The 19,172-nt window shown below is 42.9% G+C and carries 14 protein-coding genes; 11 read left to right on the forward strand and 3 right to left on the reverse strand.

Going from position 1 to position 19,172, the window contains the following annotated elements:
• The first annotated feature begins 122 nt into the window (after positions 1-122).
• The 11 genes from ASU35_RS07995 to ASU35_RS08035 all read left to right on the forward strand — a co-directional run bounded on the left by ASU35_RS07995 (position 123) and on the right by ASU35_RS08035 (position 15,819).
• Positions 123-3,305 carry a DEAD/DEAH box helicase gene (locus ASU35_RS07995; protein WP_058352506.1) on the forward strand — a complete coding sequence of 1,061 codons (3,183 nt, stop codon included), beginning with the start codon at positions 123-125 and terminating at the stop codon, positions 3,303-3,305.
• A gap of 246 nt (positions 3,306-3,551) precedes the next feature.
• Positions 3,552-3,806 carry a hypothetical protein gene (locus ASU35_RS08000; protein ID WP_147525404.1) on the forward strand — a complete coding sequence of 85 codons (255 nt, stop codon included), beginning with the start codon at positions 3,552-3,554 and terminating at the stop codon, positions 3,804-3,806.
• Between the two features lie 268 nt (positions 3,807-4,074).
• Positions 4,075-4,218: a hypothetical protein gene (locus ASU35_RS19215; protein WP_156059384.1), complete on the forward strand. Its 144-nt coding sequence runs from the start codon at positions 4,075-4,077 to the stop codon at positions 4,216-4,218.
• A gap of 196 nt (positions 4,219-4,414) precedes the next feature.
• Positions 4,415-4,681, forward strand: a complete 267-nt coding sequence (locus tag ASU35_RS08005; RefSeq protein WP_058352508.1) for a hypothetical protein — start codon at positions 4,415-4,417, stop codon at positions 4,679-4,681.
• A gap of 31 nt (positions 4,682-4,712) precedes the next feature.
• Positions 4,713-5,210 carry a tyrosine-type recombinase/integrase gene (locus ASU35_RS08010; RefSeq protein ID WP_058352509.1) on the forward strand — a complete coding sequence of 166 codons (498 nt, stop codon included), beginning with the start codon at positions 4,713-4,715 and terminating at the stop codon, positions 5,208-5,210.
• A gap of 51 nt (positions 5,211-5,261) precedes the next feature.
• The gene (locus ASU35_RS08015; protein ID WP_058352510.1) at positions 5,262-5,555 is read left to right on the forward strand and encodes a hypothetical protein; all 294 of its coding nucleotides are present in this window, start codon (positions 5,262-5,264) and stop codon (positions 5,553-5,555) included.
• A gap of 557 nt (positions 5,556-6,112) precedes the next feature.
• Complete coding sequence (locus ASU35_RS19720) at positions 6,113-6,685, forward strand: tetratricopeptide repeat protein (protein ID WP_058352511.1); 573 nt, start codon at positions 6,113-6,115, stop codon at positions 6,683-6,685.
• Positions 6,639-6,779, forward strand: coding sequence for a helix-turn-helix transcriptional regulator (locus tag ASU35_RS20705; protein WP_423229976.1), 141 nt, complete (start codon positions 6,639-6,641; stop codon positions 6,777-6,779). The genes ASU35_RS19720 and ASU35_RS20705 overlap by 47 nt, the downstream gene beginning before the upstream one ends.
• A 74-nt stretch (positions 6,780-6,853) precedes the next feature.
• Positions 6,854-13,726, forward strand: coding sequence for an InlB B-repeat-containing protein (locus tag ASU35_RS08025; RefSeq protein ID WP_058352512.1), 6,873 nt, complete (start codon positions 6,854-6,856; stop codon positions 13,724-13,726).
• 86 nt (positions 13,727-13,812) lie between these two features.
• Entirely contained in the window at positions 13,813-14,718 is a 906-nt protein-coding gene (locus tag ASU35_RS08030; protein WP_058352513.1) for a hypothetical protein, read from the forward strand.
• A 207-nt stretch (positions 14,719-14,925) separates the two neighbouring features.
• Positions 14,926-15,819, forward strand: a complete 894-nt coding sequence (locus ASU35_RS08035) for a Fic family protein (protein ID WP_058352514.1) — start codon at positions 14,926-14,928, stop codon at positions 15,817-15,819.
• Positions 15,820-15,891: 72 nt separating this feature from the next.
• Here the strand turns inward: ASU35_RS08035 and ASU35_RS08040 are convergent, their stop codons facing one another.
• From ASU35_RS08040 to tyrS, 3 genes are read right to left on the reverse strand one after another with little or no spacing between them, the layout of a single operon-like run.
• Positions 15,892-16,998 carry a DUF362 domain-containing protein gene (locus ASU35_RS08040; protein ID WP_058352515.1) on the reverse strand — a complete coding sequence of 369 codons (1,107 nt, stop codon included), beginning with the start codon at positions 16,996-16,998 and terminating at the stop codon, positions 15,892-15,894.
• A gap of 15 nt (positions 16,999-17,013) precedes the next feature.
• Positions 17,014-17,862, reverse strand: coding sequence for a hypothetical protein (locus ASU35_RS08045; protein ID WP_058352516.1), 849 nt, complete (start codon positions 17,860-17,862; stop codon positions 17,014-17,016).
• Positions 17,863-17,875: 13 nt separating this feature from the next.
• Positions 17,876-19,108 carry a tyrosine--tRNA ligase gene (tyrS, locus tag ASU35_RS08050; protein ID WP_058352517.1) on the reverse strand — a complete coding sequence of 411 codons (1,233 nt, stop codon included), beginning with the start codon at positions 19,106-19,108 and terminating at the stop codon, positions 17,876-17,878.
• Positions 19,109-19,172 lie beyond the last annotated feature (64 nt).

Raw genomic sequence — 19,172 nt, forward strand, 5'->3', positions numbered from 1 at the left:
TTTATGCGACTTAGATAGATTTGTCAACCCTTTTTTGAAAGTTATGTGATTTTATTGAAAATTTCTTTGAAATTTGATATAATATCGTAATATGAAAAAATAAGAAAAGCAGGTGAAAACAGGTGCTACAGGTGACAAAGGAGCGAATCAGGCAGGTAACCGGGGATGAGGTCATCTATTACCGGGGAGCCAGGTATTTCAGGGCAAATGCAGTATCAAATGTGACCTGGTCGAAAATAAATAAGCAGTACCGTGCTACGGTAATGGGACAGAATCCCTACCGGGTGGTAATCCAGGTGAAAAATGAAAGGGATTTTTCCTGTACTTGTAATTGTCCGGATTATATTAAGAGAAATAAGGTATGCAAGCATATTGTTGCAGCCCTTCTTTTTATTGCAGATTATCAGGAACGTTCGGAGAAGGAAAGCTGTGGCACAGAGGGAAAACGGGCCTTTCAAATTGTAGAATATTTCAATAAACAGGATTTTACACCTGTTTACGGTGAAAGCTTTGAGTTGAAGCCTTGTATTACGTTGCCGGCGATTTTTAAAGGGAATACAGGCAAAGCCTTTCTTTCACTGCAGGCAGGAAGCCGGCGTCTTTATAAGGTCCAGAATATCAAAAAGTTTCTGGGTGATTATTATTCCGGGGAAAATATTGTTCTTGGAAAGGAATTCAAGTTTATTCACGGAGAAAGTACCTTTGATAAGAAATCCCGTCCGATTATAGATTATCTGATTGAAATCCTGGAGATTCAGGAGGCCCTGGGAAAGAGCTATTACAATAACCTGTTTTTAAAGTCTGAAATGATATTTACCCAAAAGATGCTTTATAAGCTCCTGGAACTGATGGGAAAGGTGCCATGTCAGCTGGTTCTAAATGAAAAGGCCTGCGATAACGTTACGGTACAGAGGGGAAATCCACCGATTGGATTTCTGGTACGGACGGAAAAGGAGGGCATTCTCTTTGATTACCGGGAAAATAAACCGGTAATTCCTCTGGCTGATGATGGAAGCATGCTTCTTTATGAGAACGTAATCTATTTGCCGGAAAAGGCTTTTTTAAAGAATTTTCTGCCCTTTTACAGCAGCCTTGGCGGTAGCCGGGAGCCATTGATTTTTAAGGGTGAGGATAAGCAACGTTTTTTAGATATTGTACTTCCGAAGCTGTATGATACGATGGAGCTTACGATACCAGATTCCATGCGTGAAAATTACATTGTTGAAAGTCTTGATGCTGCTATTTACCTGGACCGACAGAAAAATGCAGTCAGTGCCAGCGTAGAGTTTTCCTACGGAAGCTTCAAGATTAACCCATTGAGGCCTAAAGTACCGGATGGCATTATTCTGGTGCGTAAGAAGGCAGAGGAGCAAAAGCTGTTAGAATGGCTGGAGGAGGCTCATTTTCTGCCTTATAAAAACAGCTATGTGCTGAAGGAGGATGAAGCGATCTATGATTTCTTGTCCAAAGGAGTAGGCGAGCTTTCCGGACTGTGCACAGTTTACTATTCCGATAATTTTAAAACGCTTTCGATTCAGTCAACAGGACGGTTAAACAGCAGTGTACGGCTTTCGGAAGGCTCGGATCTTTTAGAGCTTAACCTTTCCTATGAGGCAGTGCCAAGGGATGAACTGCGGGAGGTATTTCATTCCTTGAAGCTGAAAAGGAAGTATCATCGCTTGAAGGATGGAAGCTTTTTAGATCTTACGAGCGAAGAGGCAAAAGCTGCCATAGATACCCTCCAGGAGCTGGATATCAGCTTAAAGAGCCAGAAGGAGGATATTTTTGAGCTTCCTAAGTATACCGTCTTTTATTTGGACAAGCTGTTAGAAAATATGGCTTCAGTGGCTTATGAGCGTGATGAAAAGCTAAGCTCTCTGTTAAAGGAGGTAGAAGACCCGGAGACAAAGGAATATCCTATACCGGAGGGAATTAATGCAAGCCTCCGACATTATCAGGTAACAGGCTATCAGTGGCTTTCTACGCTGGCCTATCATGGGCTGGGCGGTATTCTGGCGGATGATATGGGCCTTGGAAAAACTTTGGAGTCTATTGCGTACATGAAATCCCGTCCAGGAAAGCTTCACTTTGTTGTATGTCCGACCTCCTTAATTTATAACTGGGAGGAGGAATTTCATACCTTTGCACCGGATATGAAGGTGCGTGTGGTCAGTGGAACCCCGGAAGAGCGGAAGGAGCTAATTGAGACGGCAGAGGATATGGATGTGCTGGTTACGTCTTACCCATTGCTTCGGAGAGACTGTGAACATTACCAAAAGCTTTCTATTGATTCGATGTTTATTGATGAAGCTCAGTTTATCAAAAATTCGATTTCTCAAAGTGCCCGAAGTGTAAAAAAGATACTGGCGAAGCATCGCTTTGCCCTAACCGGTACACCGATTGAAAATTCCCTGTCTGAGCTTTGGTCGATTTTTGATTATATTATGCCAGGCTACCTGTTAACCTATCATAAATTTTCAGAAAAATATGAAAAGCCAATTATCAGGGAGGAAAGTAAGGAGGACTTAGAGCGGCTGACGACCCGCATCAAGCCCTTTATCCTTAGGCGTATGAAAAAGGATGTTCTTACGGAGCTTCCAGATAAGATAGAAACCCGTATGGTTACGGAAATGACAGAAAAGCAGAAGCTTATCTACCTGTCCTATATGAATAATGTCCGGGAAAATCTGGATTCCCAGAACCAGATACAGATATTGTCCGCTCTGACGAGGCTTCGTCAAATCTGCTGCCATCCATCTACATTTGTAGAAGACTATAGTGGAGACAGCGGAAAGCTGGAGCTTTTGATGGAACAGCTGCCGGGGATTCTGGAAAATGGTCATCGCGTTCTGATTTTCTCCCAATTTACTACGATGCTTTCTATTATTGGAGAGCGGCTTAGTGCTGCTGGTATTTCTTATTTTTATCTGGAGGGAGCAACCAAATCCGATGACCGGATTGATATGGTAACTCGGTTTAACCAGGGGGAGCGGGAGGTCTTTCTGATTTCCCTAAAGGCAGGTGGCACCGGTATCAACCTGACCGGGGCCGATACGGTTATCCACTATGACCCATGGTGGAATCCGGCGGTAGAAGACCAGGCCACCGACCGTGTTTACCGTATCGGACAAACCAGCACCGTCCATGTAATTAAACTGATTACCAAGGATACCATTGAGGAAAAAATCAATAAGCTGCAGGAAAAGAAAAAGCAGCTTTCGGAGTCGGTTATTGAGGCAAGAGAGGTATTCATCAATAAGCTGACAAAGAAAGAGATAGAGGAGCTGTTTTGTAAAGAAATTTAAATGACAGAGTATATTTTATAATCAGGAAAGAGTACGTGAATCTCTATATGCAGCTTCAAATAGTTTCAAATCTATTCTTACAAGTGGAGAAATGGAACTGTTACATCAGGCACAAGGCAGCTTAGACAGGCTGTCGGTGTAGTAACTTGGGCAAAACTAAATGATGGAGGCACAGAAGTGTTTGACATAGTGAGTGTAGCAGAAGCACTTGCATTCTATGCACCTTATATCAATAAGTAAGGATAGATGATGTCAATCGGCAAGACTGGACTAAAACTCACCATTGCCATAGCAGAGTGTACCTATGAACAGGCGACACTGTATGGAGAACGACTGGAGATTATGGCTTACAGTCCGGAGATAGATGCTGAGTTAAAGATTATCTGTTTTCCGACATTTCCGGGACACTGTGGATGTATGTTATTCCCATTGGACGAGATACACTATGCACAAAAACAGGATGAGCTGTCACAGATATGGAAGAATTACCTGCTACGGTAAGAATATAATCTGTGACGAATTGTATAAAAGGACAAAAAAATGTCATTTCATCACAAAAATGTGGTGGGATGACATTTTTTAAGAAAAATTTGAACAAATAGGTACGTCCGACAAATACAATGGTGGAAGAAAATTCAAATCGTATTGCAGAATCTACAGGGATTATGCAAGACTATACAACGAAGTTGAGGCAATAGTCACTAAGTATTATCCGGAAGGTTCCGGAAATGGTTTCTTTAATTTTACAGATGAAGAAAAATTCTATGAAATGCTAAATGAAGCCAGACAAGAAGCCGGATGTGCCTATGTATCAGATACACCGGATACAACAGAAGAAAATGATTTAATCCAGTTTTACAATGAAAAGCATGAAAAATTAAGTGACAGTACTTACAGACAGAGATTCTTGTAGAATTTGGATTATATTGTAATAGCAAAATGTCAGGCGTATTTTGGAATTGGTTTCAGGGTACGCCTGATATCATATAAGTGCAAATAGTGTTTGTGCTTCAGTCAGAAAGGTCTGAGAATGATTCAGATAACAATACGGTAAGATTTATGGTGTATGGTATGATTGTCATTTCCCGTGTCGGAAGGAGACGGAAGAAATGGAAGATAAAATTACAGCATATGGAAACTACCTGGCTGTCACAGAGAAAGCAGACAACACGACTGCAATCTATTTAAGGGAGGCAGCGGCTTTTATACAATACATTGGGGACAAAACTGTAACCAAGACACTTGTATTGGAATACAAAGGTGAGCTGTTGGAAAAATATAGCAAACCATCAACAATCAATTCTAAAATCATAGCTACCAATGCTTATTTAAAATACATAGGGCAAGGGGATTGTACAGTCAAGACAGTGTCTTGAAAATGTATTGTCGAGAAGAGAATATACTAAAATGCTGGATTATGCATTGGAAAGTGGCAGGAAAAAACACTACTTAATCATGAGGACATTAGCATTAACAGGATGCAGAATCAGTGAATTGACAGGGGTTACAACACAGGCTCTGGCAGATGGAGGTTATAAAATAAGGAACAAAGGAAAGACCAGAGACATCTATATTCCTGATAAATTAGTAAAGGAATTGAAGGAGTATTGCAAAGAGCAAAATATAAAGAAAGGCTGTATCTTCACTGGTAGAAACGGGAAGCCTATAACAAGAAACGGTGTCTATCGAATGATGCAAAAGATAGCTGATATGACAGGAGTACCACTAGAAAAGGCACACCCTCATTCCTTCAGACATTTGTTTGCATTGACCTATATAGATACCTATAATAATATAGGCGAGTTGGCGGACATACTGGGACATTCCAGTCTTGAAATCACCAGAATCTATCTATCTAGCAGTAGGGAGCAGAAGAGAAATAAAATGAATCGCTTGAATTTATAAAATCTAAGTAAGTATAGGCATGGGAAATGATAAACAAAAAGGAAGGGAACTATGTTAATTGACAACAGAAATTATAAGCTTTATGATTGCTTAGTGCAAAGCTATGTATGGAAAGAAGAAACGAATATCCTTATTCTTTCCTGTCAGTATCTGGACAGGGGTGCGACCAAGATCGCACTGAGAAAGGTATGCGATTCGGAGTGTCTGGAACTGTTGATAAATCATGTGATTGAATATGTGGTGTGTTCTTATGATGCGGAAAAGAAGGCCTGCTGTTATGAGATACACCTGAGAAGTCTGTCGGAGACAGCAAAGGTGTGGGCAGGGAGCATGGAATTTTTTTAAGAAGTATAACCTTAATACATGCCCATTTCATGGGGCAAACGGAAAACGAAAGTTGATAAAAGCACGATATTATATGCAATCGCAAAGAAAAAATATGTAGAAGTGCACGTACATAAAGATTACGTGTTTAAGACCTCAGCCCGGAGATAGATACCAATCTTAAGGTGATCTGCTTTCAAACCTTTGTGGGACATTGCGGCTGTATCTTATTTAATCTTGATGAAATGAAATAAAAACGGTATTGCATATGCTGAAAACAAATGATATAAGGCCTCTAAAATGTATAAATTTAACAAAAATATCAAAAATCATCTTCAAATCAAAAAAGTCTATCCCTTTGGCTAGTTTACTTTTTCAAACCTTATCGTGTATAATATAGAAAAGTATGTATATTAACATTGAGGGTTTCACCCAGTATCAGCAAAAAGGAGGTTGATATATTTGCGCCAGGAAGACGATCATTATGTGCGTCCGCAGGCCGCATGGGAGAGAATGAGGGCTGCCAAAAACAGTCATCAGACCGTATATGAAAAAAAGAAAATGCCCGGATAATTTTCGTGATCGATGATTTGTATGTATTAGACGGAAAAGGGCTTGTAAACATTGCCCTTGCAGAGAGCTATTTTGAGAAAGGCGGGGAGGACTATGAATTGGCGCTTCTTGCCGGAAACGGAAGGATGCAGGCAGAAGCCGGAGGAAAGACCGAACTGGTCTTTGTGGCGGCAGGGATTCTCACAAAGCTGTCTATCTTAAATAACCACATGGATGAAGCAAGGGATATGTTAGACAGCTTTCAGAACAAGGCAGAAAAGGAAGCTCCGAAGCTTCTGCCAAATATCGGTGCCATGCAGGCAAGAATGGATTTATACACCGGAAGGATGGGAGAAGTGATGGAGTGGCTTGAAAAAGCCCCGGATGAAGATGAGGAGTTTAACGTCATGGAACGCTACCGGTATCTTACGAAGGTGCGGGTATATCTGGCAACCGGCCGGAAGGAAAAGGCAGAGGATTACCGCTTTGTGCGGATACTCACAAAAGAGGGGGCAGCACTTTTGGAACTGCTTAAGGCTGCAGGCGGAAGGCATGTATGTGGAACAGATCGCAAGGCAGCTTGGATTGACCAAGTCTAGCGTGAAATACTACAATCAGGAAACATACAAAAAGCTGGGCGTAAACAATAAAACCGCAGCAGTGGCAGAAGCCAGAAGCCGGAGGCTTTTGTGAAGAGATTGAGAAAAAACATAAAGCATAATGTCGGGCTTTGTACGAAAAGCCCCTCAGGAATGGAGGAGATTGCAATGAAAAAATTATGCAGGAAAGGACATCTGAAAAGAAGCGGGAAGCGGTGGCTTGCCCTTCTTATGAGTGTCTGCCTGATTGGAACGATGATTCCGATTACAGCAAGGGCAGAGAATGGCAGCACAGATACCGGACTGTGTGAACATCACACAGAGCATACAGCAGAGTGCGGTTACGTGGCACCTGCCCGGGGACACGAGTGCGAGCATGTGCATGACGAAAGCTGCGGCTATCAGGAAGCTGGTGAGTGTACCCATGTACATACAGAAGAATGTGGGGAAAACGGAGAGAGCTGCGCTCATGTGCATGATGACCAGTGTGGGTATGCTGAAGGACATGTGTGTGAGCATGTGCATGACGAGGAATGTGGTTATGTGGAAGCTTCCGAAGGAAGTCCCTGCACATTCGCCTGTGAGATCTGTGGAAAGGAAGCAGCAACTGTGCAGGCAGAGAGTAAACTCATCACCGACTGGGAATGGGTAGATGACTGGGAGATTATCCACCCGGATAGCGGAAACGTTTTACTGCCTTTTGCCAGTGCGGAAAATGTCGCTTATTTTGACAATATTGTGGAGATGCTGCCAAGCGCTATTCAAGCCGATGGTGAGGAACTAACCCTTGGGGAATGGGTCTGCGAGGACTACCCTATGGAGAGTGGTGCTTATGAGGGCTGGTATGTCTTTGAAACCACGCTGCCCGATGGCTATACCCTGTCCGACGACACCAATGTTCTTTACTTAACCGTGGTACTGGGCGACCCGGAGGGACATAAGGCGGCTGATAAGGCGGCTGTATACGCTTATGAACCGATTATTAATACGCTGAAGCCGGGAAGCACCTTTGACGTATCTAAGGTGCCGATGGGGTATTTGACTCCGCGTGAATATCAAATGAATGAGAGCGGTGAATATACGCTTACCGGACAAAACGTCAATGAAACCACGATGCGCTTTGTAATCAATAAATCCTGCACTATCATTCTGGATAATGTGAAAATCATATCCGGTCTGACCTATGAGGATGATGGCAAAAATATGTTTATGAGCGGAAAACACGGAATTTTTGAGGTTGCAGAGGGTGTCAGCGTAGACTTTGTTTTCCGGGGGAGTAACGATATACAGAGCAAAAGATATTATAAATCACTTGATATAAATGCAATTATGCTCGGACAGGGCAGTAAAGTGACCTTTTCGGGACCGGGAGTATTGGATCTAAAGGGGGGGATAGCAGGAAAATTTTTAGGGAATAACAGTGCTGCCCAAGCCACTGTCGTCATGAAAGGTGGTCGAGTGGATGTGGTAGGAATTGGAAGTTATCGGTTTACAGATTACAGAGGCGGAGGCGGATATAAAAGTGAGGTGATAAACGGAACGATTGAACTACAGTACCAGGGCGGTAGTTTTCATAATAGTGTAGATGATGCGGAGGATATTGCTGAACGAAAAGATGATATTTTGCTACGCACATCATACTGTAAGGGAGATAACGGAAGAGTTCGAATCACGGGGATGAGCAACAGCAGTATCAAGCTTAAATCAGGAGCAGCCGGAGAATTTATGGAAATGGAGTGCTTTGGCGATACCGTTTATTTCTATCATGACCTGAAGCTGAACGTCGTTACAGACTATTATATCATCGACGGAGACAATTACCGACATTTCCGACACACAAATAAGACCGTTCGGGATGACGCAGTAGAGATAACCGATGACAGCACCATTGCCGGCGCGGCAGGAACCGTGCGTGTGGGCGGCTCTACCGTGAGCAATGCGACCCTTACCTTTACGAGTGATTTGTTTACCGGAAGCTGCACGACAGGTGAAAACGGAGCGTACTATAAAGCGATGCCTCAGGGTACCTATCAGGTGACCATTACGCCGTCAGGCTCGGATACCGCATACAATTTGGGAACGATTACCCTAAATCAGGAATCGAAACAGACCTATGACTTCGGTTTAACAACCTTGACCGGTACCGTGAAGGATGGTAATGGCAGCCCCGTTGATAAAGCATTGGTTCGCTTTGGGGAGGACGGAACTTTGGCCTACACCGATGCAAATGGAAAATATACCATTTATATGCTCCAGAATAAGTATGCGAGCGGAACACAGGTTACCGCGTCTGCACAGACCCTCCTGTATTCCAAAGTAACAGAGAATGTTACTTTCAATACAAGTGGCATGACGCAGGATTTTGTACTAAAGGATATCGTTACAGGAGATACGCTGAAGGTGAGCAGCGAAGCGGATCTTGTACTACTGGCGGGTTTTAAGAAGCAGCTTAATGAAAAGACCATTGTCCTGACGCAGGATATCGCATTAACCGGACAATTCAAGGGTATTACATTAACGGGTAAGACCACTATAACGATTCAGGGGAATGGTCATACCATTTCCAATATGACCACACCGTTGTTTGTTAATCAGACAACTGATAAGAACAGTCAATATCTTAAAGGTGAGGTAACGGATCTGCATTTGCAGGGTGATATATCGTGGAATGGTTATGCTTTAGGTGCTTTGGCAGAAAGGGCTCGTTATATTACGATAGATGGCTGCTCTTTTACAGGCAGCATTACATCAACCTATGAAGAAAAAAGAGGATGGTCAATTGGCGGCTTGGTTGGACAGTTCTACGATGGCACGATGAGGAATTGCTATGTTTCTGTTTCTCTGATGAAAAGCAATACTGTACTATATTCAGGCGGTCTGTGCGGAGATGCGGATACGAGCAGTAATGATATTGAAAACTGCTATGTCCGAATCGGCGACTATGCTGTCAACAAAAGCTCTAAGAGCGGAATACTTGGAATCTATAAAGGTACAGTGAAGAACTGTTATGTCGTTGTCACCGGCAGTGAGATGCCCCAAAACGCACTGGGCAAAGTTGCTCCTAATGCGACTCCTACCGTCAATAACGTATATGCGCTGGAAGGATGCGCCAATGATTATACCAAAGTGACGAAGCTATCGGCTGGCGTAATGTCTGCGCAAGCCGGAACCACCGTTGACGGTAAAAAGGCACTGGTGGACCAGCTTAATACCAATGTGTCCACAAGCAATTCTTATAAAAAATGGTACAACGGCACCGATGGCTATCCTTGCTTCACGATTCCGACTTACACCATTACGTTTAATGGTGGTACAAAGGGTACCGGAAGTCAGGAAGCTCTGACCGTGAAAGCAGAAGAATCGGTGACCCTGCCGGGTGTGGTTTATAAGAATATTGATTATGTGCAGAAAGGCTGGGCAACGAGCGACGGTGGTACAAAGGCTTATGACCTGAGCGAGAGCATTTCACCTGCGGCAAATATGACGCTGTATCCTTACTGGGAAGCAAAGCCGGCAGCTGAATGCGAAGCGCCCATAGGTCTGACTGCAACGTATGGAGATACATTAAGCAATGTTTCTTTGCCGGATGGTTTTACATGGAATGCACCGGAAACTTCGGTAGGAGCTGTTGGCACAAATACCTTTACAGCAACCTATACGCCGACAGGAGAGGCAGCGGAAAAATATGTAAAGAATACTAATGTGCAGATTTCGGTAGAAGTTAAGAAGGCACTGGCAACGTATACGACTCCGGTAGGCGCAGCTTCAAATCTTGCCTATAACGGTGCTGCGCAGAAACTTGTGACAGCCGGTACCACGTCACACGGTACGATTGTTTACAGCTTGACAGAGACCGAAACATATACAACTGAGATTCCTACGGCAATGAATCCGGGAAATTATACCGTATTCTATAAGATTCAGGGCGATGCCAACCATGAGGACAGTGAAGTCGGAAGCGTGACGGTACCCATTGGGAAAGCAAATCTGAAAGATGCAGTGATTACACTGGGGGATGCTCTTACCTATAATGGCAAGGAGCAGACGCAGAGCATTGCAAGTGTAACCGTTGGAACCATGACGCTTGGAGCCGGTGACTATACCGTTACGGGTAATACAAAGTCAGCTGTCGGAACCTATACACTGACAGTCACGGGACAGGGTAATTTTGAAGGAAGCAAACAAGCGGAATTTAACATTGCAAAGAAAGCAGCTGTTTCGGTACCGGATATAGATAAGAAGTATGTCTCTACAGTCGGCTCAAATGGCGCTGCGGCAAGCATTGATATTGCAAGCTTACTTCCAAATGACAGGGGTGCGACGACATATACTCTTGCGGAGAATACAGCCACTTATGTAACCGATAAAGCAGTTAGTACAGATGGAATGCTGACATATAAGGTAGGCACAAACGGAAACATCGGTAATAGCACAACACTGACGGTGACTGCCGCGTCTGCAAATTATGAAGACATTACTGTAAAAGTAAATATTCAAATTGTGGATAAATATATCGTAGCAGAAAAGGAAGATGCCAAGGTAGCTATTACGGGAAGCAACACATTGATCTATGGTCAGACGCTGAGTACATTGACATTAAATACAAGTGCAGCCAAATTTGTAGAGCAGGAAAATCCTACGAAAGAAGTAACAGGAACCCTTGCATGGGAAAATCCTGCTGCGGTATTAGATGCCGGAACCACAACTGCCACATGGGTATTTAAACCAAATGATGCGTCTTATGCAACCGTGAAAGATACCGTTGCCATTACGGTAAACAAAGCAACACCACAGGTAACTAACCTGCCAACCGTGGCAGAAAGAACCTATCACCCGACTGTAGGCCTTACGAATAGTGACCTGACAGGCGGAACAGTTACCGGTGTAGATGGTAATCCTCTTGGCGGTGAATGGAGCTGGCAGTCATCCGGTATCATTCCAATCGTAAACAACACCGGATATGTGGCAGTATTTACACCGTCAGACAGTACAAACTATGAAACAGTGACACGAACCATTACAGTAACGGTTACTAAGGCAACACCTTATATAAAAACAGCACCGATAGCGGCTGCAATTACTTATGGGGATACCCTTGGTGCTTCGACGCTTTCCGGCGGCACCGTGCAGTACAGCATAAGAAATACCGCAACCGTTTCCGGAAGCTTTGCATGGAGAGATAGCAGCATGAAACCGAGTGTCTCTGCTAGCAACACCATGAACTATTGGGTAGTATTTACCCCTTCTGATGTGGATAACTATAATACCGTAGAAACAGATATTACCCTGATTGTAAACAAGGCGGGGAATGCACCGAATAAGCCTTCATCGACCATGAACGTGGCAAATAGCTGTGAGAAGGCAAGTGACGTGACCTTACCGACCGGCTGGGTATGGCAGGATGCATATAAGGATACTGCGCTTACCGTAGGCACAGCAGTAACCGCAACTGCAATTTATAATGGAGCGGATAAAGGAAATTATGAGAATGAGACAATATCCGTAACCATTACAAGGTCAGCCTGTGATCATGCGCATACAGAGGTCAGAAATGCAAAGGCGGCTACCTGTAAAGAAGCCGGTTATACCGGGGACACTTACTGCAAGGATTGTGGCGAACTGCTTACAACAGGAAGCATCATACCTCTTGCAGACCATCAGGGTGGAACAGCTACCTGTACCAAAAAAGCAGTCTGCACCGTATGTGGTAAAGAATATGGAACGCTTGATGCAAATAACCATGTCCATACAGAAATCAGAGGAGCAGTAGCGGCAACCTGTACCGCAGGCGGCTACACCGGAGATACTTATTGTACCGATTGTGGTGTCAAGATAAGGACGGGAACAGCAACCCCTGCCCTTGGACATAACTATACAAGCAAGGTAACAACAGAACCGACAACTGATAGGGAAGGTGTCAGAACCTACACCTGTGACCGCTGCGGACACAGCTACACGGAGAGCATTCCAAAGCTTCCGGAGGAGGAACATGAGCATTCCTATTCCGATTCTGTGACCAAAGAGCCGACCTGTACCGATACCGGCATCAGAACTTATACCTGCTCCTGCGGGGACAGCTATACAGAGACAATTCCGGCCCTTGGACATAACTATACAAGCAAAGTAACAAAAGAGCCGACAACAAGCAGTGAAGGTGTTATGACCTACACCTGTGACCGTTGCGGGCACAGCTACACAAGAGCGATTGCAAAATTGCAGGATAACAATAATAATAATCCGACAGACAATAATCCGGGAGAAAACAATCCGGGAGAAAATCAACCGGGAGGAGAAAATACACCGGATATCGGAAAGCCGTACATCAAAGATGAGACAGGCAAGGAAGGCTGGGAGGTCATCAAGGCTGAAGTGGATAAAACACAAGATGGCGATACAGTAGTTGTAGAAATGAATGGTTCATCTGTTGTTCCGGGTGATGTACTGGATGAAATCAAAGGAAAAGATGTTACCATTGTCTTTGATATGGGTAATGGAATCACATGGAGCGTAAACGGTCAGAGCATTACGGCTGACAGGGTCAGTGACATCGACTTTACCGTAAAGACCGGCACCAATACCATTCCGGTAGACATCATCAATAACGTAACAGGCGAGCGCTACAGCACGCAGATAAGTCTTGCTTATGATGGCGAGTTTGGCTTTACGGCAGTGCTTTCCATCAACATGGATGCAAAGAACGCCGGACTTTATGCAAACCTGTTCTACCATAACGAAAAGACCGGAGAGATGGAGTTTATCTGTTATGACGAGATCGCAGCGGACGGCACGGCAGAGCTTGTCTTTACCCATGCTTCGGATTATGCCATTGTAATTGATACCGAGCCGATGGATAAACCTGAGCAGGTTACCGAACCTGAATCAGAAAGTCAGTCTACAGAAGCTGAATCTACACAGACCGGCGCAGAAGTAAATGACGATGCATGGAATCCTTGGTGGATTATTGTAATCGGTGTAGTGGTAATTGTAGTGGGGTTATGCGTTCTCTTTGTAGTGAAGAAGAAAAAAGAGGACACTGAGTAAAAAATATGGTTATTGGGAAAAGGAAATGCAGTGAGATTTTCTTTTCCCTGTAAACCGCTGACTTAGAAAAAGGAGGTTTTTAAGAAATGAGTGAAAAGGTAATTGATTTTTCAGAAGTTCTGAACAGAGTAGAAAGAAAATTTGCCTTATTGAAAGATGATTCCACGCAGTATGCTAATGCGGTAGCTTTAATGAATGCTTATATGATAAGCTTGAGAGATCTTTATAAACCGGAAAAGGCAGATTTTAACCATGAGCCTGATTTATATGATAGTATTAGCAAAAACTATGAGGATATTCAAGCAACAGCAACAGAATATACGACATATATTTATGGACAATTACTATCTAATCCGCAGAAAGCTTTGAGGAGTTTAAGTTCCATCGACAGAAAGTTATCGACATCGATTGAAACAATACAGAAAATTATTGATGATCCTGATATGTCTGAGGATAACCTTAATAATAAAATTGATGATTTGACAGATTATTTCAGTGAAATTATTCAGATAGCGAACGAGGAAATTGTTCTTTTAGGGTATTTATTAGAAAATTTGCAGAAATTTAAAGAAACAAAAATAGAAAATGTGGCAGAAGATATTACTCAGATTTTGAAAGGAATCAATATTACAAATTACAAATTTAAGGATGCATTGGAGGCACTGGAAAAGTTAAAAAAGGATGTAGAAAAAGAAGAAAATGGTGTAATAGAGAAACTTACAGCTTCTGGTATAGGCCTCGTTTCCTCTCTCATTGTTGGAGTTCTGGGTGTTTTATCTTCGTCTATAAGTGGTGGTACGTCAATTATTATAACAATGGCCATAATAGCAGGTATCATTGGTTCAATAGGTTCGATTGGAGGTATCGGATACAATATTTATAAACTGATAGTAGAAGAAAATGAACTTAAGAAGATAACTGCTGAATTGGATGATTACGAGGAAGATATTCTTTTGATTACAAATTGGAAAGATTTCCTAGTACATAGTTAGCTTTAAAGGATATGACCTATTTATTGGGAGATGGAATGATAATTGTTAAAAAGATAGATTAAAATAAAAATAATAAAAAGCCAGAAGACAAATAATCACATCTTCTGGCTTTTTATTATTCCGTTAACTGAAAAATATTATTCCGATGGTATTGATATTATTCCGATAATTGAGTATACTACTTGTGAAGAGAGAAGGTGTAAACTTATGTATATGACAGTAAAGCAGACTGCAGAGAAATGGGGCATTTCAGATAGAAGAGTACGCATATTATGCTCGGAAGGTAAAATTCCAGGAGTTACCCGGGAAGGACGAAGCTGGATGATTCCGACAGATGCAAAAAAGCCAGAGGATGGACGATTTAAAACAGTGGAAAGCTTGTTGGATATTATAGACAGAAAGAAAATAAAACTGGATTCCAGACGCCCTTTGACAGAAGGAGAGGTAGAACGACTGACGGAGGAATTTATTGTAGAATATACCTATAATTCCAATGCGATTGAAGGAAACACATTGACCTTACGGGAGACGGATATGGTACTAAGGGGATTGACCATTGATAAAAAGCCCTTGAAAGATCATATAGAAGTGGTAGGGCATAAAGAAGCTTTTGATTTTGTGAGAGATTTGGTAAAAGAGCAGGTACCTTTATCGGAAAGCATTATTAAACAAATTCATTATCTTGTGTTAGCAGATAAGAAGGAGGATAGAGGCATTTACAGACGGATTCCGGTCAGAATTATGGGTGCGAAACATGAACCGGTGCAACCATATCTGATTCAACCCAGGATGGAGCAGCTGCTGGAATCATACAGAAATAGTACAGAGCATATTATTCCACGGCTTGCACGATTTCATATTGAATTTGAGGGAATTCATCCTTTCATCGATGGAAATGGACGGACAGGACGGTTGCTTGTAAATTTGGAGTTGATGAAGGCCGGCTATCCGCCGATTGATATTAAATTTACAGATAGAATTTCTTATTACAATGCATTTGATGAGTATTATGTAAAGAATAATCTTGGTGCAATGGAAAAGCTGTTTGCTGGATATATCAATGCAAGATTAGATAGTTATCTGATAATGTTGAAAGAATAAGACGAAAGAGTGCTGTTATTGTAGTGTTTCAGTTTAAGGGCTAACAATAACAGCACTTTTATAATTCACTCTTTAAATTTCTATAAGCTCATACTCCGAACTTCCCAGTCCCATCTTTTCTGCATGCTCAATAGCCACATGCCAGTTGGTAACCGGAGTAGTATCCGTAAAATGGTCATGATGGATATGTTCCCGCTCAGAAAGAATACTGCCTGCCATAACCGGCTGTTTGTTAACTGCATCGGCACAGGCCTGGTCAAGGGCCACCGGGTCAAAGGAGGCAAACATTCCGACATTTGGTACAATAGGTACATCATTTTCTGCATGGCAGTCGCAGTATGGAGATACGTCAACTACCAGACTGATGTGGAAGCTTGGACGGCCATGAACAACGGCCCAGGTATATTCTGCAATTTTCTTGTTCAGGATATCATTGGATTCGTCTCCAGCCGGCTGAACAGCGTCCATAGGACAGACACCGATGCATCTGCCGCAGCCGACACATTTATCATGGTCAATAGAAGCTTTGCGGTCAGTAATGGAAGGTGCATCATGAGCACAGATTTTAATACATCTGCCACAGCCAATACAAGGCTCCTGCTCTACATATGGCTTTCCGGCACTGTGCATTTCCATTTTTCCGGCACGGGAGCCGCAGCCCATACCCAGATTCTTTAGGGCACCGCCAAAGCCGGTAGCTTCGTGTCCTTTAAAGTGGTTTAAAGAAATTACAATATCAGCATCCATAATGGCCTGACCAATCTTGGCTTCTCTTACATATACACCGCCTTCGACAGGAACTAAGGCTTCATCGGTTCCCTTAAGACCATCTGCGATAATAACGTGGCAGCCGGTGGAAAAAGGAGAGAAGCCGTTCTGATAAGCGGCATCAATATGGTCAAGGGCATTTTTACGGCCTCCGACATACAGAGTGTTGCAGTCGGTCAGGAATGGCTTGCCGCCCAGCTCCTTAACTACTTTAGCTACAACAGCAGCGTAATTAGGACGTAGAAACGCAAGATTTCCAGGTTCTCCAAAGTGGATTTTGATGGCAGCGTATTTTTTGTCAAAATCAATGCTACCAATACCGGCAGTTTTAATCAGCCGTTCCAGCTTTTGAGGAAGATTTTCATTAAAGGAAGTCCTCATATTTGTAAAATAAACCTTTGACTTTGCCATTGCAATTCCTCCATTCTAATTATCAAAATGATTGTTATAAAATTCTTCTGTTATTTCATCCAGAAAGGCTTCATCCATAGAGCCAAACTGGTCTGTAACCGCTTTTTTGATATAGGTTATTTTATTTAAAAAGTTAATTTCATCGGAAACAGTCTCATCCTGTACCGTAAGAAGATCAGTCTCGCGGATATTATTTTCCATCCATTCCTTAACCTCTTCGGTAAAGCGATTTTCCTCTGCAATCTGTCCCTTTGCTGCCTTCGCACTTCTAAAGGAGCTTCCGCTGACGAAAAGGCAGCCTAAAAAGATAATAGCTGCTGCCGTATAGGAAACCGGATTTCCAAAGATAGAGAAATAACCAAAAATATTAAGTACGGTAAAAATGAGGCCTGCAATACCAACTACAAGAAAAGTCCAGGCAGTGGAGGAGAGATCCTTGTATTTGTCCTCTTTTTTTACATATACAGAGGCTGATTCTCGGAGATTGTATATTTCCTCCTCTGGTTCTGCTTCAGAAGCAGACTCTGTATCAGCCGATGCTGTTTTCGCTACTACAGCCTCCAGTTCCTTTTCTGTTTCTGCAAGGTAAAAGCCAGTGTAAAGCCGTTTGGCTTCCTTTTGCTGGGAAACAGGAACCGATACGCTGTACTGGCTGGATTCTTCGACAAAGCCAAGCAGGGCACCTGTAACACCGGAATACTCTAAAAAGTCATGAAAACGTTTTGCCAGCTCTTCCTTATCTGTAAGAAGAACAGCAACCTGTTCTTCCTTTTCAGTAAATTCCTCTACGAGGGGAGTGCCGCAGTCTGCACATACGGTAATTCCCTCGCGATATTCCATTTTGCATTTTGGACACCAAGCCATATGGATTCCTCCTTTATTCTGCTTTAAACAGATGGTAGGTCTTTTTACCCTTCTTTACTAACAGAGCACCGTCTGCATTAAAATCTGCAGGGGTAAACTTGCGGGCAAAATCAGTACATTTTTCTTCATTTACAGAAACACCGCCCTGCTCAATATTTCTTCTTGCATCAGAACGGGAGGAGGCCATTTTAGCGTCTACTAAAAGGGTAATCAGGTCAATACCAGCTTCAAAATCAGCCTGTGGGTAAGTAGTAGTAGGCATATCCTCAGTTTTCATGCTGCCGCCAAACAGAGCTCTGGCAGCATCCTGTGCTTTTTTCGCCTCTTCCTCACCATGAACAATCTTGGTAATCTCGTAAGCTAATACTTCCTTTGCCTGATTGATTTCAGAGCCCTCTAAAGCTCCTAAACGACGAACCTCATCCATTGGAAGGAAGGTAAGAAGTCCAAGGCATTCCTCAACCTTAACATCCTCGATATTTCTCCAGTACTGGTAGAACTCGTAAGGAGAGGTCTTTTCAGGATCAAGCCATACAGCACCCTTCATGGTCTTGCCCATCTTGATGCCCTCACTGGTAGTTAAAAGCTTAAAGGTCAGACCATAAGCTGGCTTTCCTTCCTTACGGCGGATTAAATCAACACCGCCCAGAATATTGGACCACTGGTCATTACCGCCCATTTCCAGAGTACAGCCATAGAGCTTGTTTAATTTCCAGAAATCGTAGGACTGCATCAGCATGTAGTTGAATTCGAAGAAGGTAAGCCCTTTTTCCATACGCTGCTTGTAGCACTCGGCAGTCAGCATTTTATTTACGGAGAAGTGTACGCCGACCTCTCTTAAAAATTCTACATAGTTCAAATCCAGCAGCCAGTCTGCATTATTTGCGATAATCGCATTGTCATTGTCAAAGCTGATGAAGCGGGAAAGCTGCTGATGGAAACGCTCGGCATTGTGCTGAATCGTTTCTCTTGTCATCATGGTACGCATATCGGATTTACCAGATGGGTCACCAATCATGGTAGTACCGCCGCCAAGTAAGGCGATAGGACGGTGGCCGGCTCTTTGCATGTGCATCATGGCCATAATGGTTAAGAAATGGCCGGCAGTCAAGCTGTCAGCAGTTGCATCGAAGCCTATATAAAAGGTAACTTTCTCCTTACCTAATAATTCTCTGATCTCATCCTCGTGGGTAGCCTGCTCAATAAAGCCACGTTCCACTAAAATGTCATAAACATTCTGAGACATTGTTCTTCCTCCCTATTTAGTCAAGTGTTTTTTCCTTAAAAATCAAGGTTTTTTTATTGTTTAC

This window comes from Acetivibrio ethanolgignens, from assembly GCF_001461035.1.
GTDB lineage: Bacteria > Bacillota > Clostridia > Lachnospirales > Lachnospiraceae > Velocimicrobium > Velocimicrobium ethanolgignens.